Origin of the sequence: Nocardia violaceofusca NBRC 14427, from assembly GCF_963869435.1 — a bacterium.
In the GTDB taxonomy this organism is placed as follows: domain Bacteria; phylum Actinomycetota; class Actinomycetes; order Mycobacteriales; family Mycobacteriaceae; genus Nocardia; species Nocardia aobensis.
In genome coordinates this window covers 37,976-63,142 of the sequence record NZ_CAWMPM010000045.1, presented here as the reverse complement: position 1 = coordinate 63,142, position 25,167 = coordinate 37,976, and the positions used below count along the sequence as shown (strand labels likewise).

The window sequence follows — 25,167 nt, the reverse complement described above, 5'->3', positions numbered from 1 at the left end:
TGTCTCGCATCGGATGGCGGTGCACGCCCATTACGCCGGACCTCTCTGTCCCCGCCCGGTGGAGCGGGGTCCGCGAGGAGGCAACGGCTGCGTGGCCAAGCGGGCTCCCCTGTCGGGCGCTACAACACCGCCCTTTCGACGGTACGCGCCCTCACCGTAACCCCGCGGCACACTGTCGGTCGACCGGCAGCATGCGGTATCTGCCGACCGCCGGCGTGCGGCCCGCGTCGCTACTTTCCGTGCGCGCGCAACTGGTACAGCCCGCGAGTCTCGGCGACGACCACGCCGTCGGCGTCGGTCACGGTGGCCTCGAGGGTGAAGTCGGCCTTGCCGTTGGCCTCGGCGTCGGTGATCACCCGGGCGATCTCGGACTCCGAGAGCGAAGCCTGGGCCCGCACATCGGTTTTCGCCGGCTTGCGGAAGAAGATCTGCAGATCCTTCACCAGCGGGTAGTACTTGGCGCTGTCGAAGGTGGCGATCGGAATGGCGCCGCCGAGAATTTCCGCGACGGTGAACAGCACGCCGGCGTACATGACGCCGAAGTGGTTGCCGTTGCCCTCGATCGGGACGGTGGTGGCGGCGAATCCGGGCCGCACCTCGAGTGCCCGCACACCCATCTTGTGCGCGATCGGGATGGTGAACTCCAGCGCGCCGTTCACCACATCCGCGAAGGCGGGGGTGTCGTTGTTCGTCCCGGCGCTGCTCGTCTCGGTCATCGCCAACCCTTTCTGCACGTGATCGGACGCCCACCGGACGTCGGTGCTCAGCCTACGACACCTTGTTGACATAGCGCCAACAGATCCCCCACCCGGCCGACTCCGGTGTCCGCGACCCGTTCACACCGCAGCCGCGACCGGATGTTCCGGCCGCGGCTGCGGTATTTCGTGACGCTCTACTTCACAGCGTCGTGACGCTCGATCTCACGGCGTCGTGACGCTCGACCTCACAGCGTCGTGACGCTCAGTTCGCCGTCGGCATACCGAGCCCGCAACCGCTTCTTGTCGAATTTGCCGACGCTGGTCTTGGGCACCTCGTCGATGAAGGTCCAGTGCTCGGGCAACTGCCACTTGGCGAACTTGTCCGCCAGGAAGTCGCGCAATTCGGCCGGTTCGGCGGTCGAGCCCTCTTTGAGGACGATGGCGACCAGCGGCCGCTCGTCCCACTTCTCGTCCGGCACCCCGATCACCGAGGCCTCCGCGACGGCCGGATGCCCCATGATCGCGTTCTCCAGATCGACCGAGGAGATCCATTCGCCGCCGGACTTGATGACATCCTTGGACCGGTCGACCAGCGTGAGGTAGCCGTTGGGCGTGATCTTGCCGACGTCACCGGTGCGCAGCCAGCCGTCGTCGAACTTGTCCGGGTCGACGGACGCGCCCTCGGGTGAGTAATAGGCCCCCGCGATCCACGGGCCGCGCACCTCGAGTTCGCCCACGGCCTCGCCGTCGTTGGGCAGCACCGAGCCGTCGTCGCCGACCAGACGCGCCTGGACCAGGGCCGGGAACCGTCCCTGCGTGTAGCGGTACTCCCATTCGTCCTCGCCCGTCACGCCCTTGGGCGGATGCGCGACGCTGCCCAGCGGGGAGGTCTCGGTCATCCCCCAGGCGTGCAGCAGCCGCACTCCGTGCTTCTCCTGGAAGGCCCGCATCATCGACGGCGGCAGCGCGGACCCACCGACGACCACCTCGCGCAGATGCGTGATGTCCTGCGGCTTCGCCTCCAACTGCGCCAGCACGCCACCCCAGATGGTCGGCACCGCCGCGGCGAAGGTCGGCTGCACCGCGGCCATCATCTCCAGCAGCGGCGCCGGTTGCAGGAAGCGGTCGGGCATCAGCACGCTCGCCCCCGACAGCATCGCGGCGTACGGCAGGCCCCAGGCGTTGGCGTGGAACAGCGGCACGATGGCCAGGACGGTGTCGGAGGAGGTGAATCCCATACTCGCGTTGGTCAGCACCTGCATGGCGTGCAGCACATTGGACCGGTGCGAATACACCACGCCCTTGGGGTCGCCGGTGGTGCCGGAGGTGTAGCACATCCCGGCCGCGGAGCGTTCGTCGATGACCGGGAAATCGTAGGTATCCGGTTGTCCCGCAAGCAGTTCCGTGTAGGAGTGCACCTGCACGCCCTCGGGGGCGGGCAGATCCGCGGCGTTGCCGTTGGCCACGATGACGTGGCGGACGGTCTTCAGCGTCGGCAGATAATTGGCGAACATCGGCAGCAGCGAGCCGTCGACGATCACGACCCGATCCTCGGCGTGATTGGCCACGTAGGTGACCTGTTCGGGGAACAGCCGCAGGTTCAGCGCGTGCAGCACGGCGCCCATCGCGGGCACGGCGGCGTAGGCGACCATATGTTCGTTGTTGTTCCACATGAACGTGGCGACCCGATCGCCCACATCGATCCCCAGCCCCCGCAACGCGTTGGCCAGCCGCGCCGATTCCGCACCCAATTCCCGATAGGTCATGGTGCGCACCCCGTCGCCCGTCCACGTCGACACCGTGGCATCGCCGTGGAACGTGGACGCATATCGCAGCAGGGTGGCCAGCGACAGTTGATCGTCCTGCATCGTGCTCAACATCAGTAACCGCACTCCTTCACCGGTGAACGACGTCACACCTGCCGCGAGGATAGCCGAAACCGGACGTAGCGGTTACGGGCCCGACCGGATGGTCCATTTTTCCGCGACACGCGGCGCGAACAGCACAGACATGGGATGAATCGGCTGCACGTGGCGAACCCCTGATCGCCACGTGCAGCCGTCCCTGCCGTCCGGGTGCACCCGGGTGCGGCAGATCCGTCCCGAAGGGCCGCGGACACGCGACGACACCCCCTGCAGCGCCGTCGAAGCGCCAAATGCCCACCGGGACAGGCTTTTTGAAGAGGAACTGGTATAGATAGTAAATTCGACGGCCCGGAACTGTCCAGCGGAGTCGCCTGTCCGGTCCAGCGGCGGCAGCCCCGGGCGTGGCCGGAAATATGTATTCGTTGGCCGCTGATCTCTCGGAAACGACCGCCGCGGGCTCTACTCTTCGACTATGACTGCAAGGCCATCCATCCTGATCATCGGCGCCGGATTCGCCGGCCTCGGCATGGCGCTGGAATTGCAGCGCGCCGGTATCGACAATTTCACCATCGTCGAGAAGGCCGGCGATCTGGGCGGCGTCTGGCGGGAGAACACCTATCCGGGCGCGGCCTGCGATGTGCCCTCCCCGCTGTACTCGTGGTCGTTCGAACCCAAATCCGACTGGCCGCGCCGCTTTTCCCAGCAGCGCGACATCCACGCGTATATGCGGGCGGTCGCCGAGAAGCACGATCTGCCCCGCAAGATCCGCTTCGGCATCGAGGTCACCGATGCGGAATTCGATGCCGCGCGCGGCGTCTGGCAGGTGCGCACCGCCGACGGCGAGATCCTCACCGCCGATGTCCTGATTCCGGCGGTGGGCCAGCTCTCGCGGCCGGCGATGCCGAACATCCCCGGCATCGACACCTTCACCGGTTCCGCCTTCCACTCCGCCGAATGGGACCACGACGTCGATCTCACCGGTAAGCGGGTGGCGTGCATCGGCACCGGAGCCAGTGCGATCCAATACATTCCGGCCATTCAGCCGACCGTCGGACATCTCACCCTGTTCCAGCGCTCCGCGGCCTGGGTGCTGCCGAAATTCGATACCGAATACACCGGCCTGCATCACGCGCTGTTCAGATACTTTCCGCCGAGCCGGTGGGCCGAACGCTTCGCCATCTGGACCTTCTTCGAGGTCATGGCGCTGGCCCTGACCGACGTGCCGTGGATCAAACATCCGGTGATCGCGATCGCCGACCGCCATCGCGCCGATGCCGTGCCCGACGAGCAATTGCGCGCCAAGCTCACTCCGGATTACGCCGCCGGATGTAAACGCGGACTGTTCTCCAACGAGTACTTCCCGGCGCTCGCCCAGCCCAATGTCAGCGTGGAGACCACCGCCATCGAGGCGGTGACGGCGAACGGGATCCGCACCGCCGACGGCGTCGAGCATCCGGTGGACGTGATCATCTACGGCACCGGATTCAAGGGCACCGAATTCCTCGCGCCGATGCACATCTACGGTCTCGGCGGCCGCAAACTCTCCGACGAATGGGCGCCGGAGGGCGCGCGGGCGTTCCTGGGCATGTCGGTGCCGGGCTTCCCGAACCTGTTCATGATGTACGGGCCCAATACCAATGTGGGCTCCGGCTCCATCATCTACATGCTCGAATCACAGGCCCGCTACATCCGGCAGGTGGTGGAGTATCTGTCCGCGAAACCCGGACATTTCCTCGCCGCGCAGCCCGCCGCCGAACAGGCCTGGGACGACTGGTTGCGCAAGCGCCTGGCCGATACGCCGTGGAACTTCTGCTCCAGCTGGTACCGCAACGCCTCCGGCCGCATCACCAACAACTGGCCCGGCGCCACCCTCCTGTTCCGGTGGAAGACACGGCGTTTCGACCCGGCCGACTATGCCGAGGGCGTGGCCGGATCCTGATTCAGCACCGCGGCGTTCACAGCCGGATGGTGGTGAACACCGCGACCGCGCTGTCCTGCCGGTAGTAGATGTCCGCCGGTGCGTCGGCGAGATGCGCATCGGGGAGCCAGCTGTAGTCGACGGCCCGGAGGGTGAGCGGCCCGGGCGGCGCCGTGAGCTCGACCTCGACCCCCGCGGCGGGCGGCGCGTAGAACCGGACCCCCGCGGCAGGCACCGGTGTGATGTCCCGCCCCGCGACGGTCAATGAGCGGACCTGCCCGGAATACCGCAGCGCGACGGAGGTGGCCCCGCGCGTGGACCGCAGCCGCAGTCGCACGGTGCGCAGATCCGCCTCGGTGCGATCGGAGAGAATATCGGCCGCCGGACCGGGGAGGTCGTGCGCCGGGGCGGCGCCGACGGCCGCCGCGTCGGTCCACAACTGCGCGAATGCTCCGTGCGGAGAACCGGTTTCGACGAATTCTCGCGTCCACCGATCCGGCGCCGCGGTGGAAATCCACTGCGCCTCGCGGCTGTTCGCATCCAGCGCATAGGACAGTTGCGACATCAGCGGATGCCGTGCGTCGAACCGGTCGACCATCGTCCCGGCCGCCGCGAGCGCCACCGTGACGACCACCGCCGCGACGGGGACCAGAACGCCGCGGCGGCTCGGCCACGCATGGGTCAGGGTGAGCGTTAACAACCCGCCGAGAACCAGCACCACGGGCGCGGTGAGACAGGCGGCGGCGGCGATTCCGGTCTGCAATGCCGCGTATGCGGTGCCACCGGCGAATACCGCCGCCGGGACGAGGAACAGGGTGAGCACCGGCAACCGCAGGCGATCGGGCACCGTGAAGGTCAGCACGACGCCGGCGACGGCGGCGAGCGCCGGGATCACCACCATCACACCGGCCGCGGGTGACAGGGCCGTGACCACCGCACCGATCGCCGTCACCGCGCACAGCACACCCACGGCGGTCGCGGAGGGCCCGAACAGCCGCCGCGACAGGGCGTACCAGGCGGCCAGGACGGCCACACAGGCCATCACCACGGCCGCGCCGTAGCACTGCGGCCGGTACGGATCGACGAACAGCGCGCGGTATTCCGGGCGGATCGCCGTGATCGCCGTCCACAACCCGTAGACGACGCCCATTCCGATCGGAACCGCCACCAACGCGGTCGCCGCCGCGGCCAGAGTCCGGCCGATCGTGGCCTCGCCGGTCCGCCGGATCCGCCACACCACCCAGGCCACGAGCAGCACCGAGGCCACCGCGGCCACGACCACCACCCACAGCGGCAGTACCACCAGCGCACCGAACGGCAGCGGGAAGTACGCGCGATCCGGCTGATCGGCCGCGGCCCGCAGATCCCGCGCCGCGAATTCGCGCGCCGCGGCGGTGGTGTTGTCACCGAATTGCTGCACGGTGGCGAGGTCGACATGGTCCGGATCGTCGAACGGGTTGTGGTAGTAGGCATTCCGGCCGGCGAAGGCCCAGTCGAGCACCCGGAAGCCGTGCGGATCGAGCGCCGCGAAATCGGTGGTGCTCCCGGTCTGATCACCGGCCAGGGTCGTGGACAGCGAATCGGTGTTCGGATGCGGAACCCCGGTGACCACGCTGATCAGCCCGGCATCGGGATGACTGAGCCGCCACAGCATGGGCGGACCGCCGGCGCCGCGTGCCTCGTGATTGATCACCACACCGCCGCGCGGATCGGCGGCGCCGGAGCTCGCGAAGGCCTCGGCGCCGAGCAGGCCCACCTCTTCGGCATCGGTGAACAGCACCACGAGATCGTTGCGCGGCCGCAGTCCGCTCGCCCGCAACGCGCGCACCGTCTCCAGGACGGTCGCGACGCCGGCCCCGTCGTCGTTCGCACCGGGGCCGGGCGGCACCGAATCATAATGCGCGACAAGGTATATCGTGCCGGTCGCGCCGCTCCCCGGCCAACGTGCGACGATATTTCCGGTCTGCCCGAGGACCGCTACCGCACGATGCGGATCCACCGGATACCGGCCCACTCCGTAGCGAACATCGGTGTCCAACCCCAGCTCTCGCAGCTTCCCGACCAGATGGTCGCGCACCCGGTCGTGTTCGGCGGTGCCGACGGGATGCGGCCGCGAGGCGATCTCCCGGATCGTCGCCAGCGCGCGCTCGGCACTGAACTCGCCGGCCGGGGTCGCGACGTCGCGATATCCGTGCGGTTGTTGCTCCCAGGCCGTCGCGATCGCGATCAGGACCAGGACAGCGAAGGCCAGCACACCCGATACTCGACGCCCCATCGTGCGATGGTAACGGCGGCGACGCGCAAATGGCCGCCACGGCAACGGTTTCGATCCGTCCGAGCACAACGGTGGGATCGGCCGATGCGCGGATTAGCCTCGGTCCGATGAGCCTTCCAGTTCCGATCGGGGTGTCGGTGTGGCCGCGACCCGACGCGGCCAACGACGTCGACGAGGTCCTCCGACTCGCCACCGCGGCGCAGCACACCGGGGTGCGCTCGGTGTGGTTCGGGCAGAAATACGATCTCGATGCGCTGACCCTCGCGGCGGTCGTCGGACTCGCCGTGCCGGAGATCGGGGTGGGCACCTCCGTGGTGCCGATCAATCCGCGTCATCCGCTGGTCGTCGCGTCGCAGGCCCAGACCGCACAGGCCGCGTCGGGTGGCCGCTTCCGCCTGGGAATCGGATTGGGCGCTCCGCCACTGGAATCGGCGGCCTTCGGCATCCGGGAGGACAAGCCGGTGCGGCGGCTGCGCGAATATCTGATCGCGCTGCGCCAGGCCATCGAGGACGGCACCGTCGATGTCCAGGGCGAGCGGGTATACGCCCGCCCGCCGATCCCGACGACGGTGCACGGCGGCGGCGATATCCCGCTGCTCGTGGCCGCCATGGGCCCGCTGGCGCTGCGGGCCACGGGCGAGGCCGCCGACGGCGTGCTGCCGTTCCTCGCCGGGCCGCGCACGCTGGAATCACATATCGTGCCCACACTGCAGCGGGCCCGCCCGGCGAATCCGGTGCGGCCGCTGCAGGTGATCGCCGGTGTGGTCGCGGTGGTGACCGATCGCGCCGACGAGGTGCGCGAGACCGCGGCGCAGGCGCTCGGGTTCTACGAGCAATTCGATTCCTACCGCGCGGTTCTCGACCGCGAGGGGGTCGCGCACGCGGTCGATGTGGCGCTGATCGGCGACGAGGAGCACGTCGCCCGCGGCCTGCGGGCATATGTCGACGCCGGTGCCACCGAACTGCAGATCCACCAGACCGATCTCGCCGGCGAGGACGATCAGCTGCGCACCTGGAAGTTGCTGGCCGAACTCACCGCCTGATCATTCGGTGCGGGGCCGGGCGATGACGATCGGGCATTCGACGCTGTGCATCAGCGCCTGACTGGTGGAACCCAGCGTCATTCCGGGAAATCCGCCCTTGCCGTGGCTGCCCACCACGACGAGTTGCGCGGCGGCCGATTCGTCGAGGATGCGACGCACCGGCCGATCCTCGACGACGACCCGCCGCACCGAAATCGGTTCGTCCGGATCCTCGTGCGCGGCCAGGGCGGCGTCGAGGAGCCGGTTGCCCTCCTCTTCCAGGGCCGCCGGAGAGGGGTAGGCGCCGAACCGCTGCCAGGTGTGCACCACCACCAGATCGGTCCGGCGCCGCCGCGCCTCGTCGACGGCGATCGCGAGAGCCTGTGCGCTGCAAGGGGAATCGTCGTATCCGACGAGCACCGGACGTTCGGAACCGAGCAGCGGATCGGCCGGCACCACGGCGACCGTGCCGCGAGCGTGCCGTACCAGCGCGGTGCTGACCGAGCCGAGCAGGCTGCGCTGATATGCCCCGAGCCCGCGGGCGCCGACCACCACCAGGCGGGCCTCGTCGGCCTGGGACAGCAACGCGGGAATGATCGGCGCATCGATGACGGCGGTGTCGATGTCGATTTTCGGGGCGATATCGGCCGCCACCCGAGCGGCCTGCGCGACGGCGCGCTGCGCCTGCTCGCGCGAGCGCTCGTGGTAGGCGCGCACGCCCTCGTCCGCGGCACGGTCCTGCGGAACCGGCGGCACCGCCGAGATCACCTCCAGCGGAACCCGGTGCAGCGCCGCGTCATTCGCGGCCCAGCGCGCGGCCCGCAGCGCGTCGTCGGAACTGTCGACTCCCACCACCACGGGCGCCTTCGAGGCCATGCGTCCCACCTTCCGAGCGGTTCACGAGCGTTCCAGGGCGAAGACACCCCCACCCTACCGGCCGCGCTGGTGACAACTGCGATACTGGCAATACTCTGGCGAATGCACCCGACGAAATATCGCTCTGGGAGGCATCATGCAGCACGTTCCCGACCGCTCGACCATCGTCGCGGCCCTGCGGCTGGCCGCCCGCGCCCCGTCCGTGCACAACACTCAGCCCTGGCACTGGGATTTCGACGGGACCCGCCTGCACCTGTTCAGCGATTCCACCCGGCAACTGAAGGTGGCCGATCCGAGCGGGCGGCAGGAGGTGATCAGCTGCGGCGCCAATCTGCACCACGCCCGGATCGCCTTCGCCGAGCAGGGGCATCCGATCACGGTGTCCTACGTTCCCGAGGAAGGACTGCACGACCTGCTGGCCGTCGCCGAATTCGAGCCGCCGCGCGCGCCGTCGGATCGGGAACGGGCCCTCGCCGCCGCGATCCGCGCGCGCCGCACCGACCGGCTCCCGATGTCGGCGCCCGACCGGCCGGAGCTGGTGCAGCAGCTGCGCGAGGTGGCCGAGATCGACGGTGTGCGGGTGAACGCGGTCGACGATTCGGTGCGTCCGCGACTCGCCGCCGCCTCCGAGCAGACCGCCGCCATGCAGCAGTTCGACACCCCGTACCAGAACGAATTACGTTGGTGGACAGGTAATTTCGATCTTCCCGAAGGGATCCCGTCCTCCGCTCTGCCCACCGCGCGCGAGGCCGCACTGGTCGACGTCGGCCGCGATTTCCCGATCCCGCCCGGAAGTCCGCACCGCACCGGCGAAGCCGATCACGCCACCCTGGTGGTGCTCAGCACCGCCGAGAACACCCCGCACGAATGGCTGGCGACCGGCGAGACCCTGTCCACCGCCCTGCTGTCCGCCACAGCCGCCGGACTCGCGACCTGCCCCCTCACCCACATCACCGAAATCCCGGCCGCCGTCCGCGCGATCAGCAGCCTGCTCCCCGACCCCGATCGCATACCCCAGGTACTCATCCGCCTGGGCACCGCACCCCACGACACCTTCGTCCCGCCCACCCCGCGCCGCCCGGTCGAGGATTTCCTGTCGTTGCCGCGGTGAGGCGCGTGACCGCCGGATTCCGCCGTGGACCCGGGCGGTGCGCTACCTCCCGCCGGCGCGGACCACCCTGGCGAACTGGCCACCGGCCCGCCACACGCTAGACTGACCACGCCTGTTCGTCACCCCCGGGAGGCACAGGCACCGTGGACCACCGCGAGGCACGTGCGAAACCCGTTGTGAAACGGGGGCTTTCACACTGTCACGCACGGTTTACGCCCTCGTAGCTCAGGGGATAGAGCACCGCTCTCCTAAAGCGGGTGTCGCAGGTTCGAATCCTGCCGAGGGCACATACCCGCGCGCCGGCCGGCGCGTGTCCACGCTGAGCCGCTGCCGGGCATCTGCTACGGCGTCCTCCTCCGTCAGCGGGCGTACTCGGATCCGATGAGGGCGTGATTGGCGGTGATGTCCGCTATCGCGTCTCCGCGGTCGCACAGATCTTCGGCCAGACGAGATCGGAGGGCGGTGGGCAGCGCGGGGGCGAAGGTTTTGAAGTAGGCCCGCAGCCAGTCGGGGCGGGCGATCAGGAATGGCAGGTCCGTTGTCATCATGTTCCGGGCCACGATCATCGGCCAGGGCGTGTCCAGCGGGTGGAAGTCGTGATTCCACAGCCCCGGATGCGAGCAGCCGGGGTAGAACTGCCCCAGCATGAACCCCTGCTCGACGAACTGCGTCTTTCGGGCAGCGTGAACCTCGTCGATGACGGTGTGATCGGACAACTCCGTGAGCACCGTGATCAGTGCGTGCGGGCGCTTCCAATCCGAGATCGTCGTGAGGTGGACGAACCGGTCGTACATATCGTCGACCACCACATCGAGTGTCGGTACGGCTACATCACCGTCCACGAAGGTCGCCCACAACAGGCACTTCGCGATCGCCTGGCTGATGAACGGGCACACGGCGCCCGGTCGGCCGAGTTCCTCGTGCGGTGCGGTGAGGTACTCCCGAGACCATTGCGCCAACCGCGCCGCGCGGGGGTCCGGCGGTTCCGAGTCGAAGAGGTTGAGCCATTCGACGCCGGAACGATGTCCGGTCAGTGTGGTTATCGGCGTAGTCATGGTGTCTCCTCGGGGTCGAGGCCATCTACACGGTGTGGGTGGCGCGGCATGTGCGTCCGTAGCCGCGGCCCGATGAATTCCAAGGCCGCGGCACTCGTCATTTCGTCGTGGTCGGCGGGAACGCGCAGTGTGGTGATGGTTCCTTCGATGAACGGCCGCCACGAATTCACGCCGAGATCTGGGTCCGGCCGCCCTGCGGCACCGAAATACAGCAGATCGCCGGGGAAGCGCGCCGGACTGTAGCGCCGGGCCATCTCGATCGTGCTCACGCCGGCGCGACACAGCCTGTCACGATGCCGGTCATCCAGCGATTCCGTGTGTATTGCGAACCGGTTCAGCAGGCGCCGTATTCGAGCGGCGTCCGGTGCGTCGTCCGCGAAGGCCTCGTGGGTCAGCACCGCACTGTCCAGCATCGCGAGTAGCGCAACGGATTGGCCGTCGGCCCGTAACCGGACGGCGATCGCATGGGCGATCGAACCGCCGAGCGACCAGCCCAGCAAGCTGTACGGCCCATGGGGCTGGTGTGCCCGAATCTCGGTCAGATAATGGTCGGCGAGCTCTTCGATGGAGTCGAATTCGGCAGCGGGATCGGTGAGTTGGGGCATTTGCAGTCCGTAGATGGGCGTCTCGGGGTCGAGGTGACCGGCCAAGCCGGCGAACGACCACGAGAGACCGATCGCGGAGTGGATACACCACAACGCCGGTAGTGTGCCGGTCGCACGGATCGGCAGGACGGTACGCAGCGCGGCATCCGGATCGGCCGCGTCCGGTGCGGCCACGCCTCGATCGAGAAGTACGGCAAGCGATTCGGGTGTGGAATGGGTGTAGATATCGCGCACGGTGATCGGCGTCGCGGTGCGCGCGCGCAGGAGCCCGGCGAGTTCGGTGGCGGTGAGCGAATGCAAGCCGAGCGCGAAGAGGTTGTCGTTCGCGGCGACGTCTTCGACGCCGAGTAGCTCACTGACAGTCCGCACGACAAGTTTCTCGACATCGCCGGAGGCGGGCCGCCGCGCCGACGCGGGTGCGGGTGCGGGCAAGGCGGCGCGGTCCAATTTGCCGGCCGGAGTGGTCGGCAGGGCGGCAACCACGCACGCACTGGCGGGAACGAGGTGGCTCGGTAGCAACTCGCGGACCCTGGCGAGCACGTCGTCCGCATCGACCGCGCCGTTTTCGGGGACCAGATACGCGACCATCCGGGCGTCGGGGAGCCCTTGGTGGTACACCGCGACCGCCGCGCGCGAAACCTGCGGGTGGGCGGCGAGCAGGGATTCGATCTCTCCCGGCTCGATGCGGTGCCCGCGCAGGTTGATCTGATTGTCGACCCGCCCGTGGTAATCCAATCTCCCGTTGTCCCAACGGCATACGAGATCACCCGTGCGATACATGCGGCTGCCCGGCGGGCCGTAGGGATTGGCGACGAAGCGGGCGGCAGTGGCGGCGGCGTCGCGGTGGTAGCCGCGGGCGAGGCTGGGGCCGGCCAGATACAGCTCCCCGGGCACATCGGGCGGGCGCAGGGCGAGCCACCTGTCCAGTGGCAGGACGCCGACGCCGGGTATGGGTGCCCCGATGGATACCGGCCCGCCCGGCGTGAGCGGCTCACTCTGGGTGGACACGACGGTCGCTTCGGTCGGTCCATAGCTGTTGATGAGACGGCGTTGCGGGTGTGCCCAGCGGGTGATCACCCGGGTATCGACCGGCTCGCCGCCGGTGACCACCGTTCGAAGATCTGTCAGTTGTTCGGCGTCGAGACTCGACAGCACGACCGGGGAGGACAGGTAGTGGGTCACGCGTTCGCGCGCGAGCAACCGGGTCAGCTCGGCGCCGCCGACGATGCCGGGCGGAACGACGATCAAGGTTGCGCCGCAACTCAATCCGGCGAACAGCTCGAGCAGCGAGGCGTCGAAGACGGGTGCGTGCGCGTGCGCTATCCGGGCGTCGGCTCCGACGCGATAGCGGTCGGTCAGGTGTGCGGTCAGAGCCGCGAGCCCGCGGTGGGTGATCGTGACCCCCTTCGGCCGCCCGGTGGTGCCCGAGGTGAACGTCACGTAGGCGGGGTGATCGACGTGCAGTGGCAGCGTGCGTTCGGCATCGGTCACCACGCCCGGGGACCGGCCGGCGATTCGCGCACTGGTCTCGGGATCGTCGAGGACCACCCAGCCGCGGGCAGGTTGCGGCAGAACCGCGGCATGACGCGCGAACGTGACTCCGGCGACCGGTCGTGCGTCGCTCATCACCGTCGCGATCCGCCCGCGGGGCTGCTCGGGGTCGATCATCAGCGTCGCGGCCCCCGTCATCGTGACGGCCCACCAGGCGAGGACCGATTCGAGGCTGCGGGGGATCGCGACGGCGGCGATCTGCTCGGGCCCCACGCCGAGTTCGATCAGCTCGCGCGCCAAGCGGGCCGCCCGCGATTCCAGTGCCCGGTAGGACAGAGCGCGGTCGCCATCTCGAATGGCGAGTCCGTCGGGGTTTCGGTGCGCGCCGGCGGCGAGCAGTTCGGGCAGTGTTCGGACGGGTGGCGGCGGATCGGACGGTATGACCGGCGGCGTGGCCGGTGCGAGCCGGCTGAGCTCCGTGTCCGGGTCTTCTGCCAGCGTCGTGGCCAGCGTCGAGAACATGCGGGCGTACGCCTCGGCGGTGCGACGGCTGAAAAGGTCTGCGGCGTAGCCGAGTCGCGCGTCGACGCCGATCACGGTCCCGGCGGAGTCGCGCCGCTGGGTCAGTGTGATGTCCACGTCGAACCGCGCGACGGACAATTCGAGGGGAACCTCGGTGGGCCGCAGCCCGGGAAGCGTCGGTTGCTCGCCGACGGCCGTCTCCACGATCAGCATCGTCTGTGCCGGCTGCAGATCGGACTCGCCGATCGCCGCGACGACTTGTTCGTACGGAACGTCGGATTGCGCGAATGCGGCGATGTCGAAATCCCGGACTCGCGACAGGATGCGGCGAAAACTGTCGGTGGGTTCCACCTGCGCGCGCAACAGGATCGTGTTGACGAACATACCCACCAGCGCGTCGAGCCGGCGATCGCCACGACCGCTGGTCGGCGTGGCGACGACGGTGTCACCGCCGCCGGACAGGCGTTGCAGCCACACCGCGGTCAATGCCTGGTAGGCCATGAAATCTGTCGCGCCGACGGTGTGCGCGACGCGAGACAGACGCTGACACGACACCGGGTCCACAGTGAATGTGATGTGGTCGCCGCGAGCGGTGCGACGGATCGCGCCGGGACGGGAAGCCGGCACGCGCTCCGGTGTCAGGCCCGTCAGTCGCTGCTGCCAGCCCCGGATCTGCTCCGCGCCATACGAGTCGGGGTTCGACGTATCACCGAGAACATCTGTGTGCCACAGGGCGTAGTCGGCATAGGAGACCGGTAGCGGGGACCATCCGGGCGGGTCACCAGCATGGCGAGCGGCGTATGCGGCACCGAGATCGCGGGCCAGCGGCCTCATCGACCAACCATCGGCCACCAGGTGATGCAGGACGAGCACCAGCACGTGCGCGGAGGGGGCCAACCGCAGCAGGGTGACCCGGAAACACGGCTCGACGGAAGCGTCGAAACCCGCCGACGCCAGCGCCGCGAGTCGTGCGCCGAGTTCGTCCGGCTCGATCGGCCGGGGAGACAGGTCGAGCGGTATCTCGTCTACCGGCAGCACACGTTGGGTCGGCCCGTGGGCATCGGCGGGGAATACCGTTCGTAACGGTTCGTGTCGTTCCAGCACATCGCGCAGCGCATCGGTCAGCGCGCCCGTGTCGAGCGGGCCGTCGAGCCGGACCGCGAACGGCATGTTGTACGCGGGACTGTCCGGATCCAGTTGGTTGGCGATCCACAGTCGTCGCTGTGCGGGCGCGAGCGGGATGCGTCCCGGACGTGGATCTCGCCGGGTGAGTTTCACCAGCGCGGCGCCCTCGGATCCGGCATCGATACGACGCGCCAAGGCGGCGACGGTCGGATGCTCGAAAACGTCACGCACCCCGAGCACCGCACCGGTGGATTCGGACAGCCGTGACGCGAGTTGCGTAGCGGCCAGCGAGTGGCCGCCCAGGGCGAAGAAGTCGTCGTCGCGCCCGGCCCGCGCGATGCCGAGTAGCTGCGCGATCGTGGCCGCGACCGCCTCCTCGGTGGGGGTCCGCGGCGCTCGATGGCGCGCCGGGGTCAGCACCGGAGCGGGAAGCGCGGCGCGATCCAGTTTGCCGTTGGCGGTCCGCGGCAGTTCGGGCAGCACGATCGCCGTGGTCGGTACGAGCGGTTGCGGCAGCGCACGCCGTACGCGCGAGAGCACCGAATCGGCGGCGAGTTCGGCGCCGGCGGGGACGAGGTAGGCGACGAGCACGTCACCGGAGGGGCCGGGATGGATCGCCACCGCCGCGCGGGCGACCTGTGGGTCGTCCGCCAACGCGGATTCGATCTCATGCGGTTCCACCCGGATACCCCGCAGGCTGATCTGGCTGTCACCGCGGCCGTGGTAGTCGAAGGCCCCGTCGAGGCGCCGCCGTGCCAGGTCGCCCGTGCGATACATCCGGCTACCGGCGGGACCGTAGGGATCGGCGACGAAGTGGGTGGCGGTCAGGGCAGGGGAGCGGTGATATCCACGGGCGATGCCTGGACCCGATACATACAATTCACCGCTCGCCTCGCGCGGCTGCCGCTGCAGCCGCCGGTCCAGCACGACCACTTCCGCACCGGCCGCCGGTGTGCCGATCGTGATCGGCCCGTCGATGCCGAGCGGTTCGGTTTGGGTGGCGATCACGGTGGTCTCGGTCGGGCCGTAACTGTTGATCAGCCGATGCCGTTCGCTCCACGCCGCCGCGATGGTTCGCGGGCACGCTTCGGCGCCGGTGACGACCGTCTCCAGTTCGGGCAGCGCGGCCGGATCCACTGTCGCGAGCACCGCCGGGGTGGACAGGTAGTGGGTTATCCGCAGACCCGAAAGCAGCCGGGTGAGTGCGCTGCCGCCGATGACCTCGGGCGGACAGACGACCATGGTGGCACCGGCGCCGAACGCGGCGAGGAGTTCGAGCAGTGCCGCGTCGAAGCCGGGAGCGTGCGCCAGCAACACGCGTGAACATGGCCGCACCCGATAGTGCTCGACGATGTATCGAGTCAGATTCGCCAGTCCGCGGTGGGTGATCGACACGCCTTTGGGCGAGCCGGTGGTCCCGGATGTGTAGATCAGATAGGCGGGGTGGGCGCTGTGCAACGGGCGGGTCCGCTCCGAATCGAGAACGGGCGAAGACGGGCGCGCGCCGACCCGGGCGCACGTTTCCGGGTCGTCCACGGCGATCCACCGCAGCCCGCCGGATCGCCCACCGGCGCATTCGCCGACGGTGAGCCCGGCTACCGGACGAGCGTCGGCGAGCATCCGGGCGACCCTGTCCTCCGGGGTCGCGGGATCGATCGGCATCCACGTCGCGCCGGTCTTGGCGACGGCCCAGAACGCCAGCACCGAAGCGAGCGACCGATCGACGAGCACCGCCACCACGGTTTCGGGTCCCGCCCCCGCCGCGATGAGCTCGCGGGCCCATTGCGAGGACCGGCCGTCGAGTTCGGCGTACCCGCATCGGACACCCTCCGCCTCGACGGCGCTCGCGCGTGCGCGTGCCGCGCCTTCGGCGAGAATATCGGGAAGTACCGCGAAGGAAGGTGTTTCGTGGTGCTCGCCCGCTCGATCGTGGAGGTTCGCCTCGTCCGAGGGAGTGAGCATCGGCAGCGTGCACACCAAGGTATCGGGCTCGGCCGCCACGACCGCGTTCAACAGCGTCAGGAGCCGGGCATGGTGGCCGGTCAGGACGGCGTCGGTGTAGAGGGCCGGATTCCCCGAGAGGTCGATGCCCAAGGGAGCGTGCGCGCCGAATCGGTAGACATGCAATGCCACGTCTTCGACGCCACCTGCGGGCAGCACCTCCACGCCGGCCGGCTCGCCACCGAACCGCAGCGGTTCATCGACGAGCATCAGGTTGATCACCGGCCCGAGAGCACCACGACCCCCGACTGCCGGCCCCAGGTCCCGCCGGATGTCCTCGAGCCTGTAGTGCTGGTGGCGAAGGGCCCCGGTCACCGCCAGGCGCACCTGCCGGACCAGGTCTGCCACCGTCGTGTCCGAACCGACGTGTGCACGCAGGGGGACGGTATTCGCCACCATGCCCGCCGAGCGACGCAATGCCGCGGTGGTTCGGGCAGCGACCGGGAGCGAGACGACAACGTCGCGCGCCCCCGTCATCCGGGCGATATACGCGAGCGCCGTCGCCACGATGAGCACGGGAGTCTGCGCATCGAAGCGATCGGAGGCCGCCGCCAACGCGTGATCGGAATCCGGGGGCAGTACGCCACGCGCGACGAGCGGAACGGCGCACGGCGGGGCCACCCGGCCGCTGAGCGAGGGCACCGCACGAAGGCCGGTGAGGCACTCCTGCCAGTAGGTACGGTCGCGCTCGGCGCGTGCGGAGCGACGGTAGGCGCACTCGCGCTCGACGATGTCCGGCAGCGCGAGGGCGCCCGACGGCCGGGCTTCGGTTCCGGTGCGCGCCGCGGAATACAGCTCATCGGTGCGGCGCAACAAGATCATCGCGCCGATGCCGTCGATGCCCACGTGATGTGCACGCGAGTACCACCAGTAATGGTGGCGGCCGACTCGGATCAGGTGCGTGCACCCCGGCTCGTCGACGAGAAGGTCGATGGGCGCGCGGAGGTCGGCGTCGATCCATTTCCGGGCGGCTGCCGTGGGGTCGGGATGGTCGCTGAAATCGCTGATCCGAATCGTGCGCGGCAGGCTGTGGTCCACCCGCTGGACGACCCGGCCGTCGTGGCGCAGGAAGGTGAGGAACGGCGAACCCAATTCATGTCCGGCGACCAGGGCGCACCGTTCCAGGAGGGCCACATCGAGCTCGGCCTCGATATCGAGAACGTGAGCGACGCACAGCGGCACCGACGGCAGGAGTTGCTGGGCATGCCACAGACCTGCCTGGGCCGGTGACAGCTCGAACGCTCCCGGGGGCAGAGCGGACGCGGTCTCCGGGCTCGCAGTCGAATCCTCGCAGGTCATGCGCTCATCCCTTCGCGTCGGAACGTGCCCCCGTCCCGAGGTCGCGCGTTCAGCGAATGTGGAATACTCCGAAACACGCCGACCGAAGTACCGGCGCGTGCCCCACCGTTCCGGGCGTTGTGTCTCACCTGAATCCGCGACATATCCGGCGGCCTGATTGCACCAGCGAGGAACTCATGTCCGAACGCAAGGTGACGGTGACACTCGATCAGCTCTCGGCGACGACCCTGTGGACGTTGCGAGACCGCGCACATGCGGCGATGCGGCCGCGGCCACTGATCATCGATCCGGTCGCGATTCAGGCGTATCGGCGAATCGACTACGACTTCGATGGGTTCGGGCGGGTGCGGCAATCGCATGCGTTGCGGCCACTGTGCTTCGATCGGGCCGTCGCCGACTTCGCCCGCCGGCATCCGCGAGGTGTCGTCGTGGCGCTGGGCGACGGGCTGGAAACCGGATTCTGGCGTAGTGACTCCGATTCGCTGCGCTGGCTGTCGGTCGATCTGCCCAGCGTCATCGGGGTCCGTGAGCAGGTCATGCCGAAAGACGCGCGAGCCGAGGTCATGGGGTGCTCGGTACAGGACACCCGCTGGATCGAACGCGTCGATGCCGAAGAGGGGATCTTGATCACCGCGCAGGGACTGCTGGGGTACCTGCAGCCCGCAGACGCGCTCGGCTTGATCGATGTGTGTGCGCACGCCTTTCCGGGTGGGGAAATGGTCTTCGACACGATTCCGGGCTGGTTGCGCAGGCGCTCCCACCAGGACACGGACTCCACCCGGCCGCCCATGCCGTTCCACCTGACGGCGCGTCAGGCCGCGCGACTGCCACGCGACAACCCGGCGATCAGCGCGGTGACCGAGTTGCGGCTGCCGGCCGGCCGCGGCCTGTGCGGTCCGATCCCCTTCGCTGTCGCTTACCACATTCCGCTCGGTTCGCTCCTGCGGCCCACCACGACGCACGCGCAGTTCGCCCGTGCCGACGCGCAGCAATGAGTCACAGGGCAGCGGTGAGTCACACCGGTAACGCGATATGAACCTGTCGGGCAAGGGCGATCACTCCGGACGCTGAACAAGGGGACGCTGGCGACTCCGCGCTCCGTCAAGTGGCAGATGAACCGATGCCCCGAACCTTCATCCGCCGCGGGTGTCACCGTCGATTTTCGACCTGGCCGACCACGATGGCGCACGTAGTGGACTACCTCAGCGACGGCAGTGGAGTACGCGACGTCGATCCGCGCCCATGCGTCGGCCGTCCCCGACCGGTCGGTCACCGTCCGCAGACGATGGCGGCGAGTGCCTCACGGGTATTGACACCGAGTTGCCGCCCGGCGCGATAGATGTGGCCTTCCACGGTGCGGACAGACACGATCAGCCGGTCCGCGATCTGCTGATTCGTCAGGCCTTGTCCGATGAGGGTCGCGATTTCGCACTGCCGGTCGGTGAGCCGGGCGTCGATCGCGATAATCGCCCGGATGGCGGGCGTGTGCGCCCCGCACTCGGTCGCTATGCGGCGGGCGCGTGCCGCCGATGTGAGCGCGGAAACCCGCATCCCGCGGTACGCGTGGGCGCTTGCTGCCTGCGCAGCGCAATCTGCCGCGGCGAGCAGGTCGCCGTATCGTTCGAATTCCGCGGAGACCTCATCCAGCGCAGCCCCGTCGCGGTCGGTGAGCGCAGCGGCCTGACGAGCCGCGGCGGGAGCTCGTGGGCCGTCCACCGAGGACGCCAGGCGCGACAGCCGCTCGGCGCAGGAGGTATCGCCGAATTGCACTGCTGTGTGCAGCGCGAGGACTTCCAGTGAGAGCTGGTCATTCTTCGCGGCCAAGTCCGCCGCCTCGTGCGCGATGGCGATCGCGCCGGCACCGGACTGCTGCCCGGTCGCCACCACCCATGCCCGTACCCGAATCAACTCGGGATCGAGGAACGAGTATCCGGGGTGCCGGGCGGCCTCCGCTGCCGCCATCGCCTCCGCCGCCTCGTCGGCGTCACCGGTGAGTGCAAAAGCCTGTGCGAGCGCGACGCGACAGGCATATCGCATTCCGAACGCGTCGCGCCCACCCAGGCCGGAGGTTGCCTCGCGGAGCGCGCGCACCGCCTCGGCGAGGCGACCGCAGCGCAGTGCGACCCGCCCGTTCACGAACATCGCCGCGGTCCGGATCGGGGCCGGAGCGTCGGCGGCCATCGCCCGGACGTCGGCGGCCAGTTCCTGGGCGCGATGCAGATATCCGGCGTTCACCAGGGCATGGACATGCTCCATATGTACCGCGATCGGCAAAATACTCGTATCGTGACTGCGCGCTGCGATGGCACCGCGGTCGGCGAAGGGACCGATCCGGTCTGTTTCACCGAGGACCCCGAGTGCGCCGACAAGGGCATAGCACGCCGGCGCGACGGCGGCGGGGTCGGCGCAGCCGCTGTCGAGCACACCTCGCGCCGCCCGGGCCGCGACCCGTGGATGGGCACGGCACAGATCGAGGACGGCGCCGAGCGCGATCAAGCTCTGCCGTGCGTCAGGACCGGTGATCGATGACCGTGCCCGCGCCTCGATCAGCTTCGCGTCATCGACCCGGCCCAGGCTCCAGAACATGTTCGTCACGCGGTCGATCGCGACCCGCACACGCTGAGCCTCGTCCCCCACTTCCGCCAACGCCGCCAGCTCGCGCTCTGCCTGTGCGCCGTCCCCGTTCATCGCCAACGCGTGTGCGCGCAACCATCGCGCCGGAAGGCCGCTGCCCGCGGTCGCCGCCGCACCGGCGAGCTGCGCACACAGTTTCGCATCCCCGCGGCCCAGGGCGATGCGCGCGCCGTCCATGAACAGCCTCGGTTCGGGCGGGCGGTCGGACTGCATGGTCAGGACGGCCGCCCGTAACCGGGCGGCGGAGTTGTACGGCGACCGGGTGAGTGCCTGCGCGATTCTTCCGCGCAGGCGAACAGCCTGCAGTGTCCCTGTTCGATCGCGCCGCACCTCGCCATACAAAGGATGGGCGAGGCGCACGGACATGGCTTGCCCATCCCTGAGTTGCACCGTCACCAGCCCACGTTCCTCGGCCTGTTCGATCGCTCGACGTCCCGCGAGTTGTTCCAATGCGCTCACTGTGAGTGGTTCCTCGATCGCGAGAATGTCGACAACCTCGCGCACGAGCGGGTCGAGGGCGCCCATTTGCGCTTCGATCAAACAGGTCAGGGTGGTGGGTAACCCTATGTCTCCGGACCATCGCCACACACCGGACTCGAGCCGCAGCCGGCCCGCCTCACGTTCGGCGGTGACGAGCAGCCGGAGAAACAAGACGGTGCCGCCGGCGAGTCGCCACAGGTGCTCGGCGCTCGAACGCTCCAGTTCGCCGCCCAGCACGGTCTCCAGCAGAACCGTGACCTCCCGCAGCGACAGCGGTCGCAGGTCGAGTCGCTCGAGGTACCCGTCCTTCCACAGCGATGTGATCGCATCCGGTGCCCTGTCGGTCGCCCGCAGGGTCATGACCACGGGCGTCGTGCCCGCCAGGACCAGCTGCTGCACCGCCATCGCGGATTGTTCGTCGAGCAGATGCGCGTCATCGACGCCGACCACTACGCGGCGACCATCGATGCGTGCGGCCAGTGCGCGTGCGGCGGGAATCGCCGGCCCCCCGGATTCGCTCGCCGCGCCGTCTTCCTGCAGATGTCTGGACAGTGCGCCGAGTGGTACCGACCGACCGGACTTGGTGCCGACCACCCAACGCTCCCGGGCACCGCTGCGGACGGCCTTGGCCAGGGCCTCGCGCGCCAACCGGGTCTTACCGACTCCAGGGGGCCCGGCGATCACCACTCCGGGTTGCGAATGGTCTCGGCCTCGCATGGCCGCCGAGATGAATGCCAATTCGGCATCCCTTCCGACCAACGGCCACTTCCACGCCACCATAATCTCGACCTTGTTACGGAACGAAACCTCCAGCCGCCGACCCACATCGATTACACGCCTTGACGGCGGTGGTCGCAAGACAGGTACGCCCGCAGACCGAGACGAGTAGTCGACTACGTGAGCGTGGTCATCGGCAGGGTTGACGCTTCACTGCGGCGAGCGGTTCGGGGCGAGGCCGAGGGATTCCAGAAGGGCCGCGCCGTCCGGGTCGCGGGCGAGGATCGAACTGCGGGCCTGCTGGTAGGGGCAGTGCGCGGCCTCGAAGTCGGCTGCTGTGGCGAGTACCGCGGGGCGATCGCCGGCGAGCAGGGCGGTGCCGCGGCCGACGATCGCGGTGGCGATCGGGTTGCCCACCACAGTGGTTCGCGCGGAATCCAGGATCGTCGCCGCCTCCGGCCGACCGGCCAGCACCGCCGCCTCGGCGCGCAGCGCCACGTACCAGTGCCGCCAGATCCACAGTTCCTGCTCGTCCAGATCGTCCGGTGCGGTGGCCAGTTCGGCCCAGGCTCGGTCCGCATGTCCGGCGTGCAACGACTGAAGGGCGGCGAAGACCGCTCGCCAGGCCGCCGGCGTCCCGGACAGCTCGGCGGCGCTCGCCTGCCATCGAGCCTGCGCGGGAAGGTCACCGCGCAGGCCGTGGATCAGCGCGACAGCGGCCGCCGACACCGCCAACTGCGGGGCGCGGGCGCGCCCGGCCAGCTCGCGGGCGTCGGCGAACCGCTGGCTGTCGGCCCACACCGCGTGCGCGTCGCCGGCCAATGCCCGCGCGACCAGGACACGCGAGGTGGCCAGATCGCCGCGTTCGGCCAGCAGTGGCAGATCACGTAGCTGCGTGGCCCAGAGCTGCGCGCCGGCCAGATCGCCATTCCCGATACAGCTGTCCGCGGCCTCGGACAGCGCGCCGACTCGTTCCAGCGCGCCTGCCGCGGTCGACGGCGCCGCGGTGAGCAGCTCGACCCGGCGGCGAGTCGTCACCGCGCTCGCGGCCGCGTCGCCGCACCACCACTGGGCGGCGGCCAGCGCGTCCAGGGCCGCGCTGCGAGTCAGCGGATCAGCGGTTCGCCCGGCCAGTCCGACCGCTCGTTCGGCTGTTGCGATCGCCTGCGGACCCTCGGATTCCGCGGCTCGGAGACCACATTCGGCGAGGGCGACGGCCGCCGCGGCAGCCGGATCGTCTCCGGCCAGGCCGCGGGCCGTGGCCAGCAGCTCGACCACCTCGGGCAGCGCGGGCGCCTCGTCGAAAGTATCGGACATCCGGAAGCAGGTGCTCACCGCCGTCGCGAGATCTCTTGCGGCAGCGGCATCGTCACCGGATGTGCGCGCGATCTCCGCCGCCGCCAGGTACAACCGGTACATCTCGGAGCCGTGTAGCCGGCACCCGGCCGTGGTGGCGGCCTCGCGCAGCGCCTCGGCCGCCACGGAGGGATCGGCGGTGAGCGCGGCGGCCTGCTCGTAGCGCCGCTGTGATTCACCGATCAGGTTGCGTGTGAAGGCGATCCGCGCCAGGGTCAGCGCGAGGCCGGACGCCGCCGCCCGCTGCCCCGGCTCGGCTGCCGCCCAGTTCAGCGCCGCGCGCAGATCGTCGGCCACGCCGTCGAATTCGGTTCGCCACGAACCGGTTTCGGACCGCTGCGCGAGTGCGGTAGCGGTCGCCAGACTCCACGCCAGATGCCGGGCGAGCATCTCGGGCAGCTCGCCGAGCGAGTCGAGCTGTTCCCGCGCGTACTGGCGGACGGTCGCCAGCATCCGATATCGGATACCGGTGCCGGCCGGAACCGCCGTCAGCAGGCTCTGTTCGGTGAGCCGCGCCAGCCCGTCCGGCACCTCGTCCGGCGTCAGCGGCGGACCACCCGTCACCTCAGCGGCGGCCGCGGCGGTGAACGGCCCGGCGAACACCGCCACCCGCTGCAGCAGCCGGCGATCCGATTCCGTCAGCAGCGCTCGACTCCAGTCGAGCGTGGCCCGCACCGACCGGTGCCGCTCGTCGGCGCGGCGGCCACCCACGAGCAGCCGCAGCGGATCGGACAGACTCGAGGTCAGACCGTCCAGGCCCAGGGTCAGCAGCCGGGCGGCGGCCAGTTCGATGGGCAGCGCCAAACCGTCCAGGCGGGCGCAGATCTCGGCGACCCGATCGGTCTGCTCCGGCGGCACCGACCAGCCCAGTGCCTCCGCCCGGTCCAGGAACAACGCGACCGCGTCGGCGTTCTCCTCCAGGGTCAGCGGCGGCACCGCGTAGACCTGCTCGAACGGCACCATCAGCCGGGACCGGCTGGTGGCCAGTACGGTCACCCCCGGACAGCGCGCCAGCAAGCGTTCCAGGAACGGCGCCACACCGTCCAGCAGATGCTCACAGTTGTCCAACACGAGCAGGAGCCGACGGTCGGCCAGCGCCGCCGTCACCGAATCGTCCAGATCCCGGCCCGGTTGTTCGCCGATACCGAGCGCGTGGGCCACCGCCGCGCCGGTCATCTCCGGATCGGTGACCGGCACGAGATCCACGAACCAGACTCCGCCCGCGAACTCGTCGGCCGATTCCGCGGCGACGGCCAGCGTGAGCCGGGTCTTGCCGACACCGCCGGGACCGAGCGCGGTCACCTGGCGATGCGCGGCGACCAGCGCGCGCAGTTCGGCCTGTTCCCGGGCCCGGCCCACGAACGTGGTCAAGGTCGTGGGCAGCACCGTTACCGGCGCGGCGGCCGGTCGGCGATCACCCAGTGCGGCCGCCCGTTCCGCGAGCACCCGCCGATCGGGCACTCCGGCCTTGCGCAGCAGTGACGACACATGGGTCTCTACCGTGCGCACGGAAATGTACAGCTGGGCCGCGATCTCGGCGTTACTACGATGCTGCCCGACCAGGGCGAGCACCTCGGCCTCCCGAGCCGAGATCTCGGTGGCGATCTGCTTCGACACGCCCCCATTCTGACGCCCGTACCGGTGCCACCACGTACCGGATCCGTGGTGGATTCCGTGGTCACCACGGATGTTGCGCGGCGCCGCGATTCCTACCGTGGAAACCACAAGAACACGACACCACAGGAGATTTCATGACCACCCTGGGCATCAGGACCGTGCTGCACCCGGTCACCGACCTGGCCGCCGCGAAGGCCGTGTACGCCGCGTTGCTGGGCGTGCCGGCGAGTGCCGAGAGCGCCTATTACGTCGGCTTCGAGGTCGGCGACACCCATGTCGGCCTGGTTCCGGGTGGCGGGCCGCAGGGCATGACCGCACCGGTCACCTACTGGGCGGTCCCGGATCTGGAGGCGAAGCTGGCCGAGCTGACCGCCGCCGGAGCCGTGGTCGGAGAACCGATCCGCGACGTCGGCGCGGGCCGCCGGGTCGCCACGGTGATCGACCCCGACGGCAACGTGCTCGGCGTGCTGCAGGACAACTGAGATACCCGACTCGAACGG

Annotated in this window: 13 protein-coding genes and 1 tRNA gene; 6 read left to right on the top strand and 8 right to left on the bottom strand. The window is 69.3% G+C overall.

Annotated features, from left to right (window positions below):
• Positions 1-230: 230 nt before the first annotated feature.
• Both AC5592_RS31735 and AC5592_RS31730 read right to left on the bottom strand, forming a co-directional pair.
• Positions 231-716 (bottom strand): PaaI family thioesterase, encoded by a 486-nt coding sequence (locus AC5592_RS31735; protein WP_063066299.1) that lies wholly within the window; start codon positions 714-716, stop codon positions 231-233.
• Positions 717-943: 227 nt separating this feature from the next.
• The gene (locus tag AC5592_RS31730) at positions 944-2,578 is read right to left on the bottom strand and encodes a long-chain fatty acid--CoA ligase (RefSeq protein ID WP_036505672.1); all 1,635 of its coding nucleotides are present in this window, start codon (positions 2,576-2,578) and stop codon (positions 944-946) included.
• A 457-nt stretch (positions 2,579-3,035) separates the two neighbouring features.
• Here AC5592_RS31730 and AC5592_RS31725 point away from each other — a divergent pair, with 457 nt between their 5' ends.
• Positions 3,036-4,502 (top strand): flavin-containing monooxygenase, encoded by a 1,467-nt coding sequence (locus AC5592_RS31725; protein ID WP_063066298.1) that lies wholly within the window; start codon positions 3,036-3,038, stop codon positions 4,500-4,502.
• Between the two features lie 16 nt (positions 4,503-4,518).
• Here the strand turns inward: AC5592_RS31725 and AC5592_RS31720 are convergent, their stop codons facing one another.
• Positions 4,519-6,756 (bottom strand): M20/M25/M40 family metallo-hydrolase, encoded by a 2,238-nt coding sequence (locus AC5592_RS31720; RefSeq protein WP_084507490.1) that lies wholly within the window; start codon positions 6,754-6,756, stop codon positions 4,519-4,521.
• Between the two features lie 107 nt (positions 6,757-6,863).
• Here AC5592_RS31720 and AC5592_RS31715 point away from each other — a divergent pair, with 107 nt between their 5' ends.
• Entirely contained in the window at positions 6,864-7,799 is a 936-nt protein-coding gene (locus AC5592_RS31715) for a TIGR03564 family F420-dependent LLM class oxidoreductase (protein WP_036505664.1), read from the top strand.
• On the opposite strand, the gene AC5592_RS31710 is transcribed toward AC5592_RS31715, so the two are convergent.
• Positions 7,800-8,654, bottom strand: coding sequence for a universal stress protein (locus AC5592_RS31710; protein ID WP_063066296.1), 855 nt, complete (start codon positions 8,652-8,654; stop codon positions 7,800-7,802).
• Between the two features lie 136 nt (positions 8,655-8,790).
• On the opposite strand from AC5592_RS31710, the gene AC5592_RS31705 reads away from it, so the two are divergent.
• Complete coding sequence (locus tag AC5592_RS31705; RefSeq protein WP_063066295.1) at positions 8,791-9,765, top strand: Acg family FMN-binding oxidoreductase; 975 nt, start codon at positions 8,791-8,793, stop codon at positions 9,763-9,765.
• Between the two features lie 214 nt (positions 9,766-9,979).
• Positions 9,980-10,052, top strand: a tRNA-Arg gene (locus tag AC5592_RS31700).
• Positions 10,053-10,124: 72 nt separating this feature from the next.
• On the opposite strand, the gene AC5592_RS31695 is transcribed toward AC5592_RS31700, so the two are convergent.
• Together AC5592_RS31695 and AC5592_RS31690 are read right to left on the bottom strand one after the other, a co-directional pair.
• Positions 10,125-10,820, bottom strand: a complete 696-nt coding sequence (locus AC5592_RS31695) for a DUF6875 domain-containing protein (protein ID WP_063066294.1) — start codon at positions 10,818-10,820, stop codon at positions 10,125-10,127.
• Entirely contained in the window at positions 10,817-17,863 is a 7,047-nt protein-coding gene (locus AC5592_RS31690; protein WP_063066293.1) for a non-ribosomal peptide synthetase, read from the bottom strand. Before AC5592_RS31690 ends, AC5592_RS31695 begins: the two co-directional genes overlap by 4 nt.
• Before the next feature lie 176 nt (positions 17,864-18,039).
• Between AC5592_RS31690 and AC5592_RS31685 the strand changes: the two genes are divergently transcribed.
• On the top strand, positions 18,040-18,858 hold the full coding sequence (locus AC5592_RS31685; RefSeq protein ID WP_063066292.1) for a class I SAM-dependent methyltransferase: 819 nt from the start codon (positions 18,040-18,042) through the stop codon (positions 18,856-18,858).
• A 274-nt stretch (positions 18,859-19,132) separates the two neighbouring features.
• Here the strand turns inward: AC5592_RS31685 and AC5592_RS31680 are convergent, their stop codons facing one another.
• Both AC5592_RS31680 and AC5592_RS31675 read right to left on the bottom strand, forming a co-directional pair.
• On the bottom strand, positions 19,133-21,757 hold the full coding sequence (locus tag AC5592_RS31680; RefSeq protein ID WP_036505675.1) for a helix-turn-helix transcriptional regulator: 2,625 nt from the start codon (positions 21,755-21,757) through the stop codon (positions 19,133-19,135).
• 147 nt (positions 21,758-21,904) lie between these two features.
• A complete protein-coding gene (locus AC5592_RS31675; protein WP_198163984.1) occupies positions 21,905-24,667 on the bottom strand; it encodes an ATP-binding protein in 2,763 nt (920 codons plus the stop codon).
• 134 nt (positions 24,668-24,801) lie between these two features.
• Here AC5592_RS31675 and AC5592_RS31670 point away from each other — a divergent pair, with 134 nt between their 5' ends.
• On the top strand, positions 24,802-25,149 hold the full coding sequence (locus AC5592_RS31670; RefSeq protein ID WP_036498073.1) for a VOC family protein: 348 nt from the start codon (positions 24,802-24,804) through the stop codon (positions 25,147-25,149).
• Positions 25,150-25,167 lie beyond the last annotated feature (18 nt).